General features: G+C 61.7%; 13 protein-coding genes. 6 read left to right on the top strand and 7 right to left on the bottom strand.

From position 1 onward, the window contains the following. Window positions 1-4: 4 nt before the first annotated feature. The 4 genes from IAE77_RS24595 to IAE77_RS24580 all read right to left on the bottom strand — a co-directional run bounded on the left by IAE77_RS24595 (window position 5) and on the right by IAE77_RS24580 (window position 5,912). Window positions 5-991: a C-terminal binding protein gene (locus IAE77_RS24595; protein WP_294232413.1), complete on the bottom strand. Its 987-nt coding sequence runs from the start codon at window positions 989-991 to the stop codon at window positions 5-7. A gap of 1 nt (window position 992) precedes the next feature. Beyond that, window positions 993-2,402 carry a DUF1501 domain-containing protein gene (locus IAE77_RS24590; RefSeq protein WP_294232411.1) on the bottom strand — a complete coding sequence of 470 codons (1,410 nt, stop codon included), beginning with the start codon at window positions 2,400-2,402 and terminating at the stop codon, window positions 993-995. After that, entirely contained in the window at window positions 2,399-4,315 is a 1,917-nt protein-coding gene (locus tag IAE77_RS24585; RefSeq protein WP_294232409.1) for an MBL fold metallo-hydrolase, read from the bottom strand. The genes IAE77_RS24590 and IAE77_RS24585 overlap by 4 nt, the downstream gene beginning before the upstream one ends. 136 nt (window positions 4,316-4,451) lie before the next feature. Next, window positions 4,452-5,912, bottom strand: coding sequence for a sulfatase (locus IAE77_RS24580; RefSeq protein ID WP_294232407.1), 1,461 nt, complete (start codon window positions 5,910-5,912; stop codon window positions 4,452-4,454). A 112-nt stretch (window positions 5,913-6,024) separates the two neighbouring features. Between IAE77_RS24580 and IAE77_RS24575 the strand changes: the two genes are divergently transcribed. Next, window positions 6,025-6,576, top strand: a complete 552-nt coding sequence (locus IAE77_RS24575) for a suppressor of fused domain protein (RefSeq protein WP_294232405.1) — start codon at window positions 6,025-6,027, stop codon at window positions 6,574-6,576. Window positions 6,577-6,590: 14 nt separating this feature from the next. Here IAE77_RS24575 and IAE77_RS24570 read toward each other — a convergent pair whose 3' ends face one another. Continuing rightward, window positions 6,591-7,346, bottom strand: coding sequence for a sialate O-acetylesterase (locus IAE77_RS24570; RefSeq protein ID WP_294232403.1), 756 nt, complete (start codon window positions 7,344-7,346; stop codon window positions 6,591-6,593). A 91-nt stretch (window positions 7,347-7,437) separates the two neighbouring features. On the opposite strand from IAE77_RS24570, the gene IAE77_RS24565 reads away from it, so the two are divergent. Genes IAE77_RS24565 through IAE77_RS24555 form a run of 3 tightly spaced genes read left to right on the top strand, consistent with a single transcriptional unit; the run spans window position 7,438 to window position 9,756 of the window. Then, window positions 7,438-7,788, top strand: a complete 351-nt coding sequence (locus tag IAE77_RS24565) for a hypothetical protein (RefSeq protein WP_294232402.1) — start codon at window positions 7,438-7,440, stop codon at window positions 7,786-7,788. Then, complete coding sequence (locus tag IAE77_RS24560; RefSeq protein ID WP_294232400.1) at window positions 7,748-8,275, top strand: DUF6036 family nucleotidyltransferase; 528 nt, start codon at window positions 7,748-7,750, stop codon at window positions 8,273-8,275. The genes IAE77_RS24565 and IAE77_RS24560 overlap by 41 nt, the downstream gene beginning before the upstream one ends. A 38-nt stretch (window positions 8,276-8,313) precedes the next feature. Next, window positions 8,314-9,756 (top strand): aminoacyl-histidine dipeptidase, encoded by a 1,443-nt coding sequence (locus IAE77_RS24555; RefSeq protein ID WP_294232397.1) that lies wholly within the window; start codon window positions 8,314-8,316, stop codon window positions 9,754-9,756. 19 nt (window positions 9,757-9,775) lie between these two features. On the opposite strand, the gene IAE77_RS24550 is transcribed toward IAE77_RS24555, so the two are convergent. Next, window positions 9,776-12,802, bottom strand: coding sequence for a DUF1553 domain-containing protein (locus tag IAE77_RS24550; protein ID WP_294232395.1), 3,027 nt, complete (start codon window positions 12,800-12,802; stop codon window positions 9,776-9,778). Window positions 12,803-13,020: 218 nt separating this feature from the next. Between IAE77_RS24550 and IAE77_RS24545 the strand changes: the two genes are divergently transcribed. Together IAE77_RS24545 and IAE77_RS24540 are read left to right on the top strand one after the other, a co-directional pair. Next, complete coding sequence (locus tag IAE77_RS24545; RefSeq protein WP_294232393.1) at window positions 13,021-13,713, top strand: hypothetical protein; 693 nt, start codon at window positions 13,021-13,023, stop codon at window positions 13,711-13,713. 69 nt (window positions 13,714-13,782) lie between these two features. Further along, the gene (locus tag IAE77_RS24540) at window positions 13,783-14,760 is read left to right on the top strand and encodes a metalloregulator ArsR/SmtB family transcription factor (protein ID WP_294232391.1); all 978 of its coding nucleotides are present in this window, start codon (window positions 13,783-13,785) and stop codon (window positions 14,758-14,760) included. Here the strand turns inward: IAE77_RS24540 and IAE77_RS24535 are convergent. Continuing rightward, entirely contained in the window at window positions 14,729-16,375 is a 1,647-nt protein-coding gene (locus tag IAE77_RS24535) for a serine hydrolase (RefSeq protein WP_294232389.1), read from the bottom strand. The genes IAE77_RS24540 and IAE77_RS24535 overlap by 32 nt on opposite strands. Window positions 16,376-16,378 lie beyond the last annotated feature (3 nt).

The raw sequence follows: 16,378 nt of genomic DNA, 5'->3' as shown, positions 1-16,378 counted from the left end.
GCGGTCAAACGACTCCGTTGACGACATTTTCCAGGCTTTTGCCTGTCACCGCGGCCAGAGCAATCCGTGCGGAGGTGCTGCGCATCTCGATCTTCGATTCCACGCTGCAAAAGGCCGCATGGCACGTCGCGATCAGATTCGGCGTCGCCGCCTCTTCCGCGCTGCGCAGCGGCTCGTCCTCGATCACATCGAGCCCTGCACCGGCGAGACGACCGTCACGCAAGGCCGCGAGGATCGCCGTCTTTTTGATGACGCCGCCGCGCGCTGTGTTCACCACAAACGCTCCCGGTTTGAGCAGCGCCAGCTCACGTTCGGCGATGAAATGGCGCGTTTCGTCATTCAGCGGGCAGTGCAGCGACAACACATCGCTCTGCGCGAGCAATTCATCGAGCGAGCGCACGCGCGCGATGCCCACCGCCTTGTCCGCGCCGTTCGGCAGATACGGATCGTGAAACACCACGCGGAAACCGAGCGCTTTCGCGCGCAGCGCCGTCGCCGTGCCGATGCGGCCGAGGCCGACGATGCCAAACGTCAGCTCGCGCAGCCGCCGCAGCCTCGCGCCGACCTTGATGTTCCATCCGAGCGTCTTCGCCTCCGCATCCAGCGGGAAAAGCTGCCGGCAAAGCGCCATCGCGAGCGTGATCGCATGATCCGCCACCTCCTCCGTGCCGTAATCCGGCACATTGCACACCGCGATGCCACGCTCCCGCGCCGCCGCGATGTCCACGCTGTCAAAACCGACGCCGTTCCGAATGATCGCCCGGCAATGCTTCAGCTTCGCGATGCCTTGCGCGGTCAGCGGCATGTTGTGCCAGATGATGATGGCATTCGCGCCTGCGATCTCGTCATCCAGATCCGCATCCGTGTCGCAAAGATGCCGCGTCACTTTCGCGGCGCTGCCGATGATGTTCTTCTCGATGGCCGACTCCGCATCTCCTTGCGGAGCCGTGCGCCAGTCGATGATCGCGATGTGTGGTGTGTCTGAAGGCATGTCAGGCGAGGATGTCGTGAATGACGCCGTGGCCTTCGAGGCCGGTCAGGCGCTGCTGGAGGCCGTTGTGATAGAAGGTGAGCTTCTCGTGGTCAATCCCGAGCAGATGCAGCGCCGTGGCGTGCAGTTCATAGCTGTGCACGGCGTTTTCGACCGCCTGGAAGCCGAGATCGTCCGTGGAACCGTAGGCCGTGCCGCCGCGGATGCCGCCACCGGCCATCCACGCGGTGAAGGCACCGGCATTGTGGTCGCGACCTTTGCCGCCGGTGCCTTGCGCGGCCGGCTGGCGGCCAAACTCCGTCGTGCAGATGACCAGCGTGCTGTCCAGCATGCCGCGTGACTTCAGATCGGCCAGCAAGGCGCTGGCACCGGTGTCGAGCACCGCGCCCCAGTAGCCGTGGTCGCGCACGAGGTCCTCGTGACTGTCCCAGTTTGGCCGGATTTTCTTCGCGGTGGTGTTTTCAGCGCCGCAGTAGATCTGGATGAAGCGCACGCCGCGTTCGGCGAGACGACGCGCGAGCAGGCACTGGCGGCCAAACGGGCCGATTTCGGGATCGTCGAGCGCGTAAAGCCGCCGCGTCAGCTCCGTCTCGCCGTGGAGATCGGTGACCTCGGGAGCGCTGAGCTGCAAACGTGCGGCCATCTCATAGGCGGCGATGCGTGCGTCGAGCTCGGTGTTGGCCTTCCGCGCATCGCGGTGACTGGCGTTGAGTTTCTGCAGAAAAGCGAGCGTGCGCCGGTCCTCCGCACGGCCGGTGCCGCTGAAGTCCTTTGGTGGAAACAGATCGGCGATGGGCTGCTCGGCATTCGACCCATCCAACGTGGTGGCTTGATGCACGGCGGGCAGGAATCCCGCCCCCCAGTTGATCGGCCCTCCAGGCGGCAAACCACGCGGATCTGGCAGCACGACGAACGCAGGCAGGTTCTCGCTCTCGCTGCCCAGGCCATACGTCACCCAGGCACCCATGCTGGGAAAACCGGGCAGCGTCTGGCCGGTGTTCATCATGAAACAGCCCGGGCCATGCAGCGCCGTCTTGCTCTGCATCGAGTGGATAAACGCGATGTCATCGACATGCGTCGCCAGTTTCGGAAACAAATCGCTCATCCAGCGCCCGCATTCGCCATGCTGGCGGAACGGCCACCAGCCCGGCTGGCAGTTGCCGGGCTTCGACGCGAAGAACTGCAGCTTGCCATCAGGATCGAAGGGTTTCCCGGCGCGCCGGATCAGCTCCGGCTTGTGATCAAACGTGTCCACCTGGCTCATGCCGCCGGGACAGAAGATCTGGATCACCCGGCTGGCCCTTGCGGCATGATGCGGCTGCGCTCCACGAGCCAGCAGCGTCGTCAAGGCGAGGCCGCCGATGCCGCCTGCGGCCGTTTCGAGGAATTGGCGTCTTGAAAAGGCATTCATGGCTTGGTGGCTTCGATTTTGACCGGCTCCTGGGTCATCAGGATGAAATCAAACAGCTCTCCGTGTTGGCGGCCATCGAGCGTGATGTCAAACGGCACGATCTGCACCCCCGCAGGCTGTTGATTGCGATTTTGCACCTTCAGCGTCACCGGAAAGCTCTCACGGCTTTTCGCGGCGACGCTGCCTTCGAGCACATTTGGCACCGCCACGATGCCCGGAGGCGTTTTCAATACCACGCGATGTTTTTGCGGCCTGTCTCGAAAGTTCCGCACCGTGACCTGCACGACCTGCGTGTCCTCTTTCGTGAGATCGACACGATATGGATACGCACTCACCCAGTAAGGATCGAAGCCGTATTCATAGTCCGCATCGGGCAGGAGAGCCTTGTACTTGCTGATCGCCCGCAGCGCCCAGTCGTGGTAGCGATCAATGAAGGCCTTGGGCTCCGTCATGAGCACGCCGTGGGCACCCATGATGATGTCCGGCTGCAGCTTTTGCAGGTACTTCGCGGCCACGAGATAGCCTTCCTCGATGATCGCGCTGTTGCGGGCATTCACGCACTCGTGGCCGTTTTGCGCCGGATCGCTCGGATCGCCGAAAAGGTTGTCACCGGTGAAGACGACCTTCTTCCCATCCAGCATTAGCCACAGCGCATTGCCGAACTCCGTCTGGCCGGGCATCCAGTCGATGTGAAGCTGGTAACCCTCCCACTCGATCACATCACCCGCCTTCAGCACGCGGTCGATCTTCGCCTTCTCAAAGCCTGCGTTGTAGGCGCCGATCATCGCGGGGTAGTCGTAGAAGCGCGGGTTCTCACACTTGTCGGCGATGCTGCCCATCGTCCAAAACTTCACGCCATGGTCCTGCAGCGCCGGGAAGAGCGTGAAGTGATCGCCATGCGAGTGGGAGATCCAGCACGCGTCGATCTGTTTGAGCCCGAGATGCTCCTTCATGTCGCTGATGATCCGCTCCAGAACGAGCTTCGGGAACAAACCGCAGTCCAGCAGCAACGCGTGGCCGGTGTCGGCGATGAGAATGGCAAAATTCTTCCCCGCCATCTCCGGGCCGAACATGTACAGATGCGGCGAGACCTGCACGATGTAGTGCGCCTTCGTCGGTTTCGTGGCCGGATGCGGGCCGCGTTTCGACAAATCATTCACCGGATAGCCGCGGACGTAGTCCGGCCGGAAGTCGGCGAGCTTCGTTTTGAACTCGCTGAGCTGCTCGGTGGCCTTCGCGATCACCGGTCCCTGCGATGAAAACGCCGTCGCAGGCTTCAATGCGATCAATCGGTCCACCGAACCCATCAACGCAACGAGTCCCTTCGCGAAACCGTAGTCCCATTCGGTGTCGAACCAGTTCGTCATCTTCGCGCCATCGTGCATCACGCCGCCGAGGAAGACCTTGTCCTCCCACACATAGCTCGTGCCGCCCGGCGAGTGCCCCGGCGTGCTCACGCAGCGAATTGTGCGGCCATGCCATTCGATCACATCGCCATCGGCGACCCAGCGATCCACCTTCACCGGCTGCGCCGGAGGTCTCACATAGCTGGAACCATGCACGCTGAATTTGTCCCCCAGCCTCGGATGCCACTTTCGAAAAGCCGTGGGTGTCTCGAACAGCTCCTGCTCCTCCTTCGGCGCAGCCACCTTCGTGATGCTGCGGTCGAGGCGTTGGATGCCTTGCAGCAGTTCACGATGATGCCCGGTGAGCAGCACCTGCTCGACATCCTTCACACCGATCTGCTCCAGCACGTTCGCATCGCCCGGATCAATGACTAGCGCCGCATCGCCATCGCGGAGAATGTAGGTGTTGCAGGTGCCTTTCGACACAAACAGCCCCGGCGCGACCTCTTCCAAAGCCGCGTGGCTCATCACAGGAAACAGGGCAAAAGCAGCGAGAAGGCGTTTCATGGCGGGAAAGCCTGAAATCAACCTCACGAGCCCCTTTCTTGCCAGCGGCATCGAGTTGGAAAGTTGGAGTCCAGGCTTTAGCCGATCTGGGGATCGTTCGGATCGGCTAAAGCCTGCACTCCAACTTCCGCGTCGATCACTTCTTCAGCCCCGCGAGCATGGCTTTCATCTTCACGACGGTCTCAGCGTGTGCGGGATCCTTGGCGAGGTCTTTGGATTCTTGCGGATCGTTTTGCAGGTCGAAGAGGGTCGCGCCCTGGCGGCCTTCGTCCCATTCGGTGTAGCGGAACTGCTCGGTACGCACGCTGACGCCGAGGAAGGCACCAGCCTTGCCTTTGCCCTTTCCTTTCCCCGGGCCCTTCTTGCCTTTTTCGAGGTTCTTCGGGTCAAAGTTCGGCGCGGTGGTGGCGACGGGGGCACCACGGAGCACTTGCGAGAAGGCGGGCTTGTCCCACGCAGCCTGGGGATTGTCGAGCAGCGGCTTCAGACTAGTGCCATCGCTTTGCGGAAGCGGCAGGCCGCACACATCGGCGAGCGTGGCGTGGAGGTCGATCAGCTCGACGGGGCGCGGGCAGCTCTTGCCGTTGTTCGCGTTGCCGGGCACGCTGATGATGAGCGGCACGCGGGCGGAGTTTTCCCAGATGCTTTGCTTTTGCCACAAGCCGTGATCGCCGAGATGGTAGCCATGGTCGCTGTGAAACACGATCACGGTTTTCTCACGCAGCCCGAGGCGCTCGATGGCGGCGACGACTTGCCCGACCTGGTCATCCATGAAGGTGGTGGAGGCAAAGTAGGCCTGCAGGATCTCTTTGCGCATCGGGTCGGTGAGTTGGTCCTGATCTTTTTTGTAGCTGGCGTAAGCGGCGACCGGGATGCCCGGTGCGTCCTTCATCGGGCCGGTGGCGAGCTGGATTTGGTCGATGGGATAGCCTTCGAAATACTTCGCGGGCGCGACATACGGCGTGTGCGGTCGATAAAAGCCCACCGCGAGGTAAAACGGGCCGTCCTTCTTCGCTTCGAGCAGCTTGATGGCCTCCGCCGCGCCCACGGCGTCGGTTTGCGGCTCGTCGGAGGGATCGCTGAACCAGCTCAGCGTGCCGCCGAACTGCCCGGGCACGAGCGTGTGAATCTGATCCTCGACTTTCTTGTCGTGGCCGATGGGATTCACGACCTGCTGCCACGACGGCTCGTCATCGAGGCCGCTGGTGCCGATCTGCGTCGGCACGCCGTAGTGATACAGTTTGCCGACGCGTGCCGCGAATGCGCCCGCCTTCGAAAACGTCTGCGGGATGCTGAGCACGTCCGGCAATGCCTTGCGGAAATGCGTGCTGTTTTCATACACCTTCGTGCTGCCTGGCCGCATGCCAGTCATGAAGGATGCGCGGCTCGGATTGCACAGCGGATACTGGCAGTAGGCCTTCTCAAAGCGCACACCGGTCGCCGCGAGCTTGTCGATATGCGGCGATTTCACCTGCGCATGCCCGTAGCAGCCGAGGGAGGTGTTCAAGTCATCCGAGACGATGTGCAGCACATTGAACTTCGGTTGGGCCAAAGCCGTGGCAGCGAGGGCAAAGAAGGCGGCGAGGAGCGATTTCATGGTGGCGCGTGGTAACGTGGCCCTCGGGGCGAACTCGCGGGAAAATTGTCGGAAGAGGAGTTGACGAAAAATGGCCTGCGAGAGCAGTGTGCGACAACAAACTCAAAACCAAATGCCCAAAAGCGACGCCGAAGTCTATCTGGATCACCTAACTACGATCTTTGGTGGGGAACAAAAGATTCTAAAGCAGGACGCAGATGATGGTGGGCCAGCCATTTCCATTTTCATTTACGAGAGCACGCCAGAACCCGGCATGATCACGGGTGTTACTTATGGGCTCAGTCAGCGGAATTATCCCGATTGGACCCAAAGCAGACCCGAAATGATCATTTCAATGGAGTCCACCAGTCACGCCTGGCCTGCAGTTGCGATGGATCTCACGGCCTACTTTGCCAGCAAAAAGCGCTTTTGTTATGGAGACGTTTTCACCGTCGATGGACCGCTGGTGGAAGACACCGAGATGGATGCGGTCTTGATCTTCGCCCAATCGATTTTGGAGCCAGAAGCCGCATCCGTTCAACTTTCGAACTACCGGGTGCATCTAAGCCAGTATTATCCATTTTATCGCAGCGAAGTGGACCTTTATGGGCGGATCGGTCTCGAAGCGTTTTGGAAGCATCCCAAATTCGAAATCTATGATCCAAAACGCCCAAGGATCGAGTGATGCGTGGGCAGCAATCACTCCGGCCGCCCATTCTCCGCAGCCTTCTTTCCTTCGATCAAAGCCTTCGCCTGACGCACGAAGCGGCGGCCGAGGAGTTCGTAGCCGGGTTTGGTGTAGTGGAGGTCGTTGGTCATGACGCCCTTGATCTCCTTGTTGTTGAGATCGTCGCAATCGACCCATGCGCCGTGCGGATCGGCTTGGGCGACGGCGACTTGGCTTTCGCGGACGATTTTCCAGGCGGGCGGGTTGATGCGTTCGTGATCGCTGATGCGGCCGATGACGACGTTGAGGTCCGGGTGCTTCAAATCGCGGCGCAGGTTGGCGATGAGTTGCTTCAAAGCATCCGCATAAGGCGCGTGGAGGCCGGTTTTCGAGTCGTTCTCGCCCTGCATCCAGCAGAAGGTGACGGATTTTGCGTTCGGGTGCTCCTTCAGCATCGCGGCGAACTGTTCCAGGATGCGCGGGTAGAAAAGGGTGCCCTTGCTCTTGTCCTTCTCACGCGCCTTCGCGACATCGACGCCGTGCTTCGTGGCGATGTCGTTCCATTCGTCCACCCAGTAACGGATGGGCATGCCACCGACCGCGACCTTGATGTAAGCCACGTCCGCATCCGGAAACGCGATCTTCGCCTCCGGCTCAAATCCGAGCTTCGGGTCCATCCCGGCCATGTTCGACTGCCCGGTGAGGATGAAGAGATGCGCGGGCTTGTCCGCAGCCGAAGCGGAGAGTAGAGGGCAGAGAGCGAAGAGGATGAACGGAAACAACTTCATGGTCGGAATTCTGAAACGACACGACCAACGGCTTCCTGCGGGGAAAAAGGCATGTCTTGCCGCGAGGGAACGGATGCGTTATTCTCTGTGCATGAACTGGCACCAAGTCATCGACGAGCGCAGCTACGAGATGCACCAGGTGATCGCCGATGTGCTGCGGCGTTCACCAGGGCAGCTCGTACTCGTGAAGACGTGGATCGACCGCATGCTGGGCAATCCGGACTACTCGGAGCAGAACAAGGATGCTTTGAGAGAATGGCAGCGTGTGATCGACCTCGAAGGCGTGCGCGGTGTGCTGGCGGTGCTGGATGATCGAGGCGAGGAGGCCGTCCGCATGCGTCAGAGCACGCCGTTTGCCGTTTTGATGCCGCAAGACAAGCGGCTGGAAATTCTCGACAAATATGAAGCGCGCCGAACTCGAGCATCTCTTGCGGGCGTCTAGCGGCACCACCGGCGAGAAGGATTTCATCATCATCGGCAGTCAGTCGGTGCTCGGCAAGCATCCCGACGCGCCACGCGAGCTGCGCCAGTCGATGGAGCTCGACATTTATGCACGCGACAAGCCCGATCTGCGCATCGAGATCGAACGGAATCTCGGTGAGCTGTCACGCTTCAGCGAAACCTACGGCTACTTTGCCGACGGCGTGGGGCCGGACACAGCGCTGCTGCCGAAGGGATGGGAGACGCGTCTCACACCGGTGTGCAATGAAAACACCGGCGGCGCGACCGGCTGGTGCATTGACCCGTGCGATCTCACCATCGCGAAGCTTTACGCAGCACGCCCGAAGGACATCGCCTTCATCCGCGCGATGCTGAAGCATCATTTCATCCGACCGGTGGAGATCGAGCGGCTGATTGCCACGTTTGACGATGCGCAGCTCCGCCAGCGCCTCACGGACGCGTTTGCGGTTTGCCGACGCCCGGCTTGAGCTAGCGGCAGGACTCGGCATCATCGCGGGCAACTCTCATGTCCGACGCCATCCGCTCTCTCGAACCCCGCGCTCTCTGGAATTGCTTTGCTGATCTCAATGCCGTGCCGCGGCCGTCAAAGAAGGAGGGGAAGGTGAAGGCGTTTGTGCGTGAGTTTGCGGCCAGGCATGCGCTGGAGTGCCTCGAGGACAGTGGTGGCAATTTGATCGTGAAGAAACCGGCCACGGCGGACCGTGCGGGACGTGCGCCGGTCATTTTGCAGGCGCATCTCGACATGGTGCACAAGGCGGCGGACGGCGTGAGCTTCGACTTCGCGAATCAAGGCATCGAAATGTGGGTGGATGGCGATTGGGTGCGAGCGCGTGGCACCACGCTCGGTGCGGACAACGGTCTCGGCGCGGCGGCGATCCTCGCGGTGCTCGCGTCGAAGGATCTGCCGCATCCGCCGATCGAGGCGCTGCTCACGATTGATGAGGAGCAGGGCATGAGCGGTGCCCGCATGCTGCAAAGCGGCCTGCTCACCGGCAAAAGGATGCTAAACCTCGATTCGGAAGAAGATGACGAGTTCACCATCGGCTGCGCGGGCGGGATCGACACGCTGGTGAGCTGGAGTTATCCCGAAACGAAGCACGAGAAGGCCAGCATCACCGAAATTCGCGTCGAAGGCCTGCGCGGAGGCCATTCCGGCCTGCAAATCCACGAAGGCCGCGGCAACGCCATCAAGCTCATGGCGCGACTTTTGGCCGCCTGCGGCGGAAAAGCGGCTGCGTTGATCGAGATGCGCGGCGGCAGTGCTCGAAACGCGATTCCAGCGCGATGCATCGCCCGCGTCGTGGTGCTCGATGAGGCCGTTTTTGCTCAAAACATCGCCGAAGAGGCCGAAGCGATCCGAAATGAGTTCAAACGCCTCGAGCCCGATTTGCAGATCACGACGACAAAGCTCGAAAACGGCTCTGTTTCGACCCTGACGGCCGAAAAGCAGCGAGCGCTCGTTTTGGCGCTGCAAGCGGTGGTGAACGGCGTGTATCGCATGAGCCCCGAAGTGCCTGGATTGGTCGAGGCGTCGTCGAATCTCTCGCTCATCGAGCTCGGGAAAGGCCATGCCGAATGGAGCGGGCTTCAACGCAGCAGCGTCGAATCGAGCAAGCGCGATGTCGCCGCGGCCTTTGCGGCTCCGTTTCGACTGCTCGGTGCCGAAGTGCGCAACGACGACGGCTATCCCGGCTGGAGCCCGAGTGCGAGCTCCGTCATCCTCGATCAGATGAAAGGCATCTACCGCGAAATCTTCGGCCACGACGTCGGCGTGAGCGCCTGCCACGCCGGTTTGGAGTGCGGCGTGATCGCGCAGACCTATCCGGGCCTCGACATGATCTCCTTCGGCCCCGACATCGAAGAAGCGCACTCCGAAAACGAACGCGCGAGCATCTCCTCGGCGCAGAAGTTTTGGAAACTGCTCACGACGACGCTGGCGCGGCTGTAAGACGTGGCCCCATCAGACATCAGTCCACATACACAAACTCGCTGGAGTTGAGAAGCGCACGGCAAAGCGAGAACAGATCGAGTGACCGGGCGTCCGTCAGCTCCTGGCGGGTCGGCGGACGTTGAAAGCAGAGCTGGAAGGCCCGTGTGATGGCAGAGTCGGCATCCACCGCAGCCTGCCGGACGCGATCCGCCAGATGACGGGACTGCCGCAGGATGAAGTCGTTGTTGAACAGGGCCAGGGATTGCAGCGCGGTGGTCGTGGTCAGCCGGGCAGGGGTGAGATTGGCGGGATCAGGGCAATCGAGCGTGGTGAGGAAACGCTGCGGCGTGCTGCGGACCACAAAGCGGTAGATGCTGCGCCGCCACAACTCGGGCGAGTCGGCGGTGAGGTGCTGGTAAACCGGTGCGTAGCCCTCGGTGTAGGTGAAGTCGGTGAAGGCGGGGCCGCCTTGCTGTGGATTGAGCTTTCCGGTGACGCTGAGCACGGCATCGCGCAGCGCCTCAGCTTCCAGACGGCGTGGATTCTGGCGCCAGAGCAGGCGGTTCGCAGAGTCGATGTGCGCCGCATTTCCTGCCGTCACTTCACTCCGCTGGCGGTAGGTGTCGCTCATCACGATGAGCTTGTGCAGATGCTTCAAAGACCAGCCGCTGCGCAGTAGTTCGTCCGCCAGCCAGTCGAGAAGCTCGGGATGGGAGGGCTTGCTGCCGCCGAGGCCGAAATCACTCGGCGTGTTGACGATGCCCTGCCCGAAATGCCAGTGCCACAGCCGGTTCACGATCACACGGCGCGTCAGCGGATTGCGTGGATCGGTGATCCAGGCTGCCAGCGCCTTGCGCCGCTCGCCTTCCGGCATGTCGGCGCTGCCGAAGTGAGGCGTGAGCTGATTCAAGAGGCTGAGTGTGCCGGGAGGGATGGCTTCCGGGCCGGGAGACTCGGGATCACCGCGTTTGAGGACCTGGATCGCGGGCGGTTTGTCGGCGATGACCGCATAGACTTTGTCCGTGGTGACTTTGGCGTTCAGTTGGGCGCTGAGTTGCTTCTCCTCGGCACGCAAGCTTTGCACGCGGGCCTTGTCGGCAGCGGAGAGCGGCTGCGATTCGATGTCGAGAGAGAGCCGTGCATCGCCCAGAAACAGCAGATCGTGGCCGATGCCGCCATCGCCGCCATCGGTGGCGATGAGGGTGAGTGTCGGCGCATTGGCCGGAATGCTGAGGTCGATGCGGGCGAATTGATCTTTGCGCATCTTGAGGCGCTGGAACTTCCGTTCGCTGCCGACGAAGACGGTGAAGTCGGCGAGACTGGCGGCCCCCTGTGGACCCGCTCCAAAGCCGACCAGGGCGGTGAGCCGCATCTTTGCGTAGCCGCTGGACTGGCGGATGGCTTTGAGATCGAAGGTGACGCCGCTGTTCGCGTGCAGGCCCAGGATGCTGCGGCCTTCCTGCGCGAAATCGATGCCGTCGATCGTGGTGGAGACTTGTGCGGCCAGCGGACCGTTGCGGATGGCGTCCCAAGTGTGCGCGGATGTGGCCGGCACGCCCGTCACCGGCTGTTTGAAGGCGACGTTCACCTCCTCGCGACCATCGGGGACGAAAAGCCACTGCACAAACTTGGGCGCATTCACATGGCCCCACTCCGGCTTCTGCAAGCGGTTGGCCTTGATGTCGCGATGGTAGCCCAGCTTGTCTTTCACGACGGTGCCGTTGCCGATGTGCAGGCCGGCGCCCTTGGTTCCCGTGCCGCGACCGTTGCCACCACCGATCATGTCAGCGAGATCGAGACCCTCCCCGGTCAGTTTGGCGAGTTCGGTTGTGACTTCCCGCAGCCGGTTTTGCGTTTTGGAGCGCTCGGTGGCGAGCCTTACGGATGCAGCGGCATCGAGATCGCGATCTCCGCGTTTGAGTCCGGCAAAGACGGCCCACAACGAGTAGTACTCGCGCTGGGAGATGGGATCGAGCTTGTGATCGTGGCAGCGGGCGCAGTTCACCGTGACACCACAGCAGGCCGTCATGACCTGGGTGACCATGTCATCGAGATCGAGCGCCCGTGCGGAGCGGCGCAGCACATCGCTCTTCGTTTCCACCTGTCCGACGAAGTCCCATGGCCCGGCCGCGAGAAATCCCGTGGCTGCGACGGCTTGCACGTCATGTGGAGCGATGACATCGCCCGCGATCTGCTCGCGAAGGAACTGGTCGTAGGGCTTGTCGGTGTTGAACGCGTGGATGACGTAATCGCGATAGCGCCAGGCGTTGTCCCGGCGCTGATCGCGCTCAAAGCCGTGCGTGTCGGCGTAATGCGCGATGTCCAGCCAATGGCGGGCGTAGCGTTCGCCGTGATGCGGGCTGGCGAGGAGCCGATCCACCAGCTTCTCGTAAGCCTTCGGATCGGCGTCCTGCACAAACGCCTCCACTTCCTCCGGCGTGGGCGGCAGGCCGGTCAGATCGAAGGTCAGGCGTCGAATGAGCGTGCGTGCATCGGCAGCGGGAGATGGTTGGAGGTCCTTGTCGGCCAGCTTGGCATGAATGAAGGTGTCGATGGAGGGCGACTGAGTTTCAGGTTTCAAGTTCAAGGTCTCAAGATGGGCTTTCGAGCCGCCTTGTGCCGGGTTCGGCACTTGAAACTTGGAACCTGAAACTTGTAACGTTTGAATCGGCTGCCACGCCCAATGATCGAGCCGTTTGTCCGCCATCGCGGCTCGATCCGCGTCGTTTTCCGGCCACACGGCTCCGGAATCAATCCACTGCTTCACGGCCGCCATCTGTGGTGCCGTGAGCGGCTCGCGCTTTGGCGGCATGCGTTCGTCGGCATCGGCATGAGTGATGCGCTGGAAGAGAGGACTGCGATCCGCATGACCTGCGATGATGGTGGGACCCTCATGACCGCCTTTGAAGGCAAAAGACTTCGCATCGAGACGCAACTCGCCCTTTTGTTTCTTCGCACCGTGGCATTCGACGCAGTGCTCTTGAAGCAGCGGGCGGATGTCGCGTTCGAAATCGACGGCGTGTGCGGAGAACGCGGCGAGGAGGATGAATGCGGCGGTTTTCATCGCTTCAGTCAGGCGGCAAAAGCACGCGCAGCAGATTCCAGGGGTTGTTTCATCGCGTTTTCAGGTGCCATCGGACGGCCCGTTTTATCGTGACTGCCGACGTTGTTTCTTTCATGCCCGGGGAAGTTTGGTGGCGGTGCCCGGTTCACGTTCACTTTGCAACTTGAGCCTTTCCGCGATCACGGGACAGTGCGCCCTCCCACTGCCGTCCTCGAATCATGCCCCTGCGCGACACCTTGCTCAATCTCGCCATCACCTGCGTGCTGGTGCTGATCGTCGTGCTGGTGGCGATCCTGTTGAAGGAAAGCCGCCCGGTGCCGGTGGCGGCGCTGCCGGTGGGTGTGGCGCAGGTGCCGGCCGGCCAGACGGCGGATGGTGCGCGGGTGGCGTTGCCGGAGTTCAAGGTGTTCCCAAAAGCGCGGCTGATCGAGAGCCGCACGAACGAAGCCGACACGCTGCGCATCAAGGTCAGCGACACCGAGGACGAGCATGTGTTCGTGCTCTACTTCGTGGATGCGCTGGACGCGTCCACCACGCATCCGCAGCGTGTGCAGGAGCAGGGCCGCTACTTTGGCGTGAGCAGCCAGCGCGTGGTCGAGGAAGGCCAGCGGGCGGTGGCGTATGTCACGCAGTTGCTCAAACAGCATGCCTTCACCGTGATGACCCGCTGGGAGGAAGTGCCGGGCCTCAGCCGCTACTACGCGCTGATCCTGGTGGAGATCCATCCTGGCCGGCCGCCGGTGTATCTGGCCGACCTGCTGGTGCAAAAGGGGTACGCCCGTGTCGCGGGTGTCACGACGAGCCTGCCTGCGGACTCGCGTTCGCTGAACGACTACGCGCTGGAGCTCCAGCAACTGCGGCAACAAGCGCAGCGAGACAAAGCGGGCGTCTGGGCGGCATCGAACCTGTGATCCGAGGCCGGCGACCGTCGGAAACTCCGGCATTGATGAATGATGATGCGTTGATACGATGGCCGGACCTTGGCTTCCGTCCTCAAATCCCTCAGCCTCATCGCCGATCCCACGCGGGTGCGGCTGCTGCTGTTGCTGAAGCAGGAGGAACTCAGCGTGGCGGAGCTGCAGGAGGTGCTTTCGTTGCCGCAGTCGAACATTTCCGCCCAGCTCGCGAAGCTGAAGGCCGCCGGGCTGGTGAGTGACCGCCGCAGCGGCAAAAACCGGCTCTACCAGCTCGATGAACCCAGCGCCAAGGACCAGCCGGCGCATGAGCACTTCATCGCACTGCTGGAGGCGGCGGGTATGGAGCTCCGCGAGGTCAAAAAGGACTCCGATGCCTTGCAGGTCGTGCTGCGCAAACGGGCGCAGACAGCGCAGGCCTATTTCGACGCCTTGGCGGGTAAGTTTGGCCGCCACTACATCCCAGGGCGTTCGTGGAAAGGTCTGGGCGAGACTTTGCTCAAGCTCATGCCGCCGCTGGTCATCGCTGATCTGGGCGCAGGAGAGGGAACCTTGTCACAATTGCTCGCCCAACGGGCGAAGAAGGTCATCGCGGTCGATAACAGCGAGAAGATGGTCTCCTACGGGGCGGAACTGGCGCAGAAGCACGGCTTCGCCAACCTCGAGTATCGTCTGGGCGACATCGAATCGCCGCCGATCCCGCCGCTGAATGTGGATCTCGTCTTCCTCAGCCAGGCGCTGCATCACGCGCAGAATCCGGAGAAGGCGCTGAAAGCTGCCTTCACCATCCTGAAGCCCGGCGGACGCATCGTGGTGCTCGATCTGCTGAAACATCAGTTCGAAAAGGCACGCGACCTCTACGCGGACGTGTGGCTCGGCTTCTCCGAAAGCGACCTGCATGACATGCTGGGCAGGGCCGGCTTCAAGAAAATCGAGACCAGCGTCGTGCATCGCGAGAGCAAGAGCCCGCACTTTCAGACCATCCTGGCGCTGGCGGAGAAGGAGAACCGGCTCACTCCTTCGGGGCATTGGTCGGGCTCTTGACCCTCGCCGCGGGAATCGTGAGGCCGTTCTGATGCAGCACGAGACCGTTGATCTCCTTCTTGTCGTCGCGAGTGAAGACCAGCGCGGCCTCCACCACATCGTATTCAAAGCGATCCGGTGAGGTTTCGAACACGGGGGCAGCCGGCTGGCCTTCCAGTTTGGCGAAAAGAGTGTCTCCACGCACCGTGAGCGTGAGTTTCTTCGTTCCCATCAGCCGATACTCACCAGCGTAAGGCTGCCATTCCTTGCCTTTGCGCAGCGTGATGGCCGGAACGGCGTCCTCAGTGCGGCGGGCCGTCATTTCGCGACCGTTTTGAAACAAGGTCAGTGATTTGATCGCACCGTCTTCGCGGTTGAACGCGATTTCCGCCGCGACGGCCTTGTAAAAGAAACGGTCCTTCTCCTTTGCGAACAGCTTCAGGAAAGGCTGGCCCGTGAGCCGGTCCCAGAGCTGCCCGTCATGCAGCATCACGGTGAAGCGTGCGTCACTGTCCAGCTTGTAAACGCCCACGTATTCCTTCAAGGCATCGGCGGGAACTTGAATCTCCTTTTGTGGGCCAGGAGCCGGTTTGTTCTGCTCTGACACGGCGGAAATCACCGCTGAGCCACCGATGCTGTTGTTGTTGATCAAGGCGACACGCACGATGCCCTTCGCTGGGATTACTTGAAGACCGGAGCAGAAGCCGCCAGTGCCGCCATCGTGGTTGAAGACCTGGTCACCGTTGAATCGTCCGATGAAGACCCCGAGGCCGATCTTCCCACCCATGGCTGCTGCGTCGGCCTGTGGCGTCATCATCATCGCGAAAGCCTCCTTCAGCGGCGTCTTTTCGGGATTCAGCATCGCCTCACCGAACTTCATCATGTCCGCCGCGTGGCTGCGCAAGGCCCCGGCACCTGCCAGGGCATCGATGTGCCACGGCTTCACGACCTCCCCGCCAGCATGCGGCGCGGCACGCACCACGTGCGCTCCAGGTTCCACGGCCGTGTCCTTCATTCCCAGGGGCAGGCAGACTTTCGTCACCACGAGGTCATTCCACGGCGTCTGATACACCCGGCCGAGCAGATGGCCGAGCAGTCCGACGCCGAGATTCGAGTAGCTGCATTCATGCGGACCATCTTTGTCGAGTTTGGCCTTGGAGAGGTAGTCAAACAGAAGCTTCTCATCGTAGTCGGCATACGGATCGTCCTCGTTCTTCATACTCGCCGCGAGATTGTCCGGCAGGCGCGGCAGGCCGCTGGTGTGGGTGGAAAGCTGCTTCAAGGTGATCGCGGCGACACGCGCATCCGCAAACTTCACCTTCGGCTCCAGCAGGCTGCCGATCGTCGTTTCTAGGGTCACTTTCTTTTCCACCACGGCCTGAGCCAGCAGCAGACCGGTGAAGACTTTGCTGATCGACCCGATTTCGAAGAGGATTTTCTCCGGCGCGGCTCCTTTGGCCTCCTGAACCTTGCCAGCGAGGGCAAAATGCAACTCATCGCCAATGTGTTCGCCGGTGACGATGCAGCCGGCTTCCAGAGACTTGGCGAGGTCTTTGGCCGCATCGGCGAGCGGGCGTGAATAGACGGTGTCGAAGGCGGACAACATGGCTGCACATGCGAGGATGGCGGATTTCATGCG

Source organism: Prosthecobacter sp., from assembly GCF_014879935.1.
Taxonomy (GTDB): domain Bacteria; phylum Verrucomicrobiota; class Verrucomicrobiia; order Verrucomicrobiales; family Verrucomicrobiaceae; genus Prosthecobacter.
This window is presented reverse-complemented; position numbering and strand designations above follow the sequence as displayed.

What these genes read in the sequence shown, in the direction of transcription:
- IAE77_RS24595 (WP_294232413.1), bottom strand. Translation starts at nt 991, where the DNA reads ATGCCTTCAGACACACCACACATCGCGATCATCGACTGGCGCACGGCT.
- IAE77_RS24590 (WP_294232411.1), bottom strand. Translation starts at nt 2,402, where the DNA reads ATGAATGCCTTTTCAAGACGCCAATTCCTCGAAACGGCCGCAGGCGGC.
- IAE77_RS24585 (WP_294232409.1), bottom strand. Translation starts at nt 4,315, where the DNA reads ATGAAACGCCTTCTCGCTGCTTTTGCCCTGTTTCCTGTGATGAGCCAC.
- IAE77_RS24580 (WP_294232407.1), bottom strand. Translation starts at nt 5,912, where the DNA reads ATGAAATCGCTCCTCGCCGCCTTCTTTGCCCTCGCTGCCACGGCTTTG.
- IAE77_RS24575 (WP_294232405.1), top strand. Translation starts at nt 6,025, where the DNA reads ATGCCCAAAAGCGACGCCGAAGTCTATCTGGATCACCTAACTACGATC.
- IAE77_RS24570 (WP_294232403.1), bottom strand. Translation starts at nt 7,346, where the DNA reads ATGAAGTTGTTTCCGTTCATCCTCTTCGCTCTCTGCCCTCTACTCTCC.
- IAE77_RS24565 (WP_294232402.1), top strand. Translation starts at nt 7,438, where the DNA reads ATGAACTGGCACCAAGTCATCGACGAGCGCAGCTACGAGATGCACCAG.
- IAE77_RS24560 (WP_294232400.1), top strand. Translation starts at nt 7,748, where the DNA reads ATGAAGCGCGCCGAACTCGAGCATCTCTTGCGGGCGTCTAGCGGCACC.
- IAE77_RS24555 (WP_294232397.1), top strand. Translation starts at nt 8,314, where the DNA reads ATGTCCGACGCCATCCGCTCTCTCGAACCCCGCGCTCTCTGGAATTGC.
- IAE77_RS24550 (WP_294232395.1), bottom strand. Translation starts at nt 12,802, where the DNA reads ATGAAAACCGCCGCATTCATCCTCCTCGCCGCGTTCTCCGCACACGCC.
- IAE77_RS24545 (WP_294232393.1), top strand. Translation starts at nt 13,021, where the DNA reads ATGCCCCTGCGCGACACCTTGCTCAATCTCGCCATCACCTGCGTGCTG.
- IAE77_RS24535 (WP_294232389.1), bottom strand. Translation starts at nt 16,375, where the DNA reads ATGAAATCCGCCATCCTCGCATGTGCAGCCATGTTGTCCGCCTTCGAC.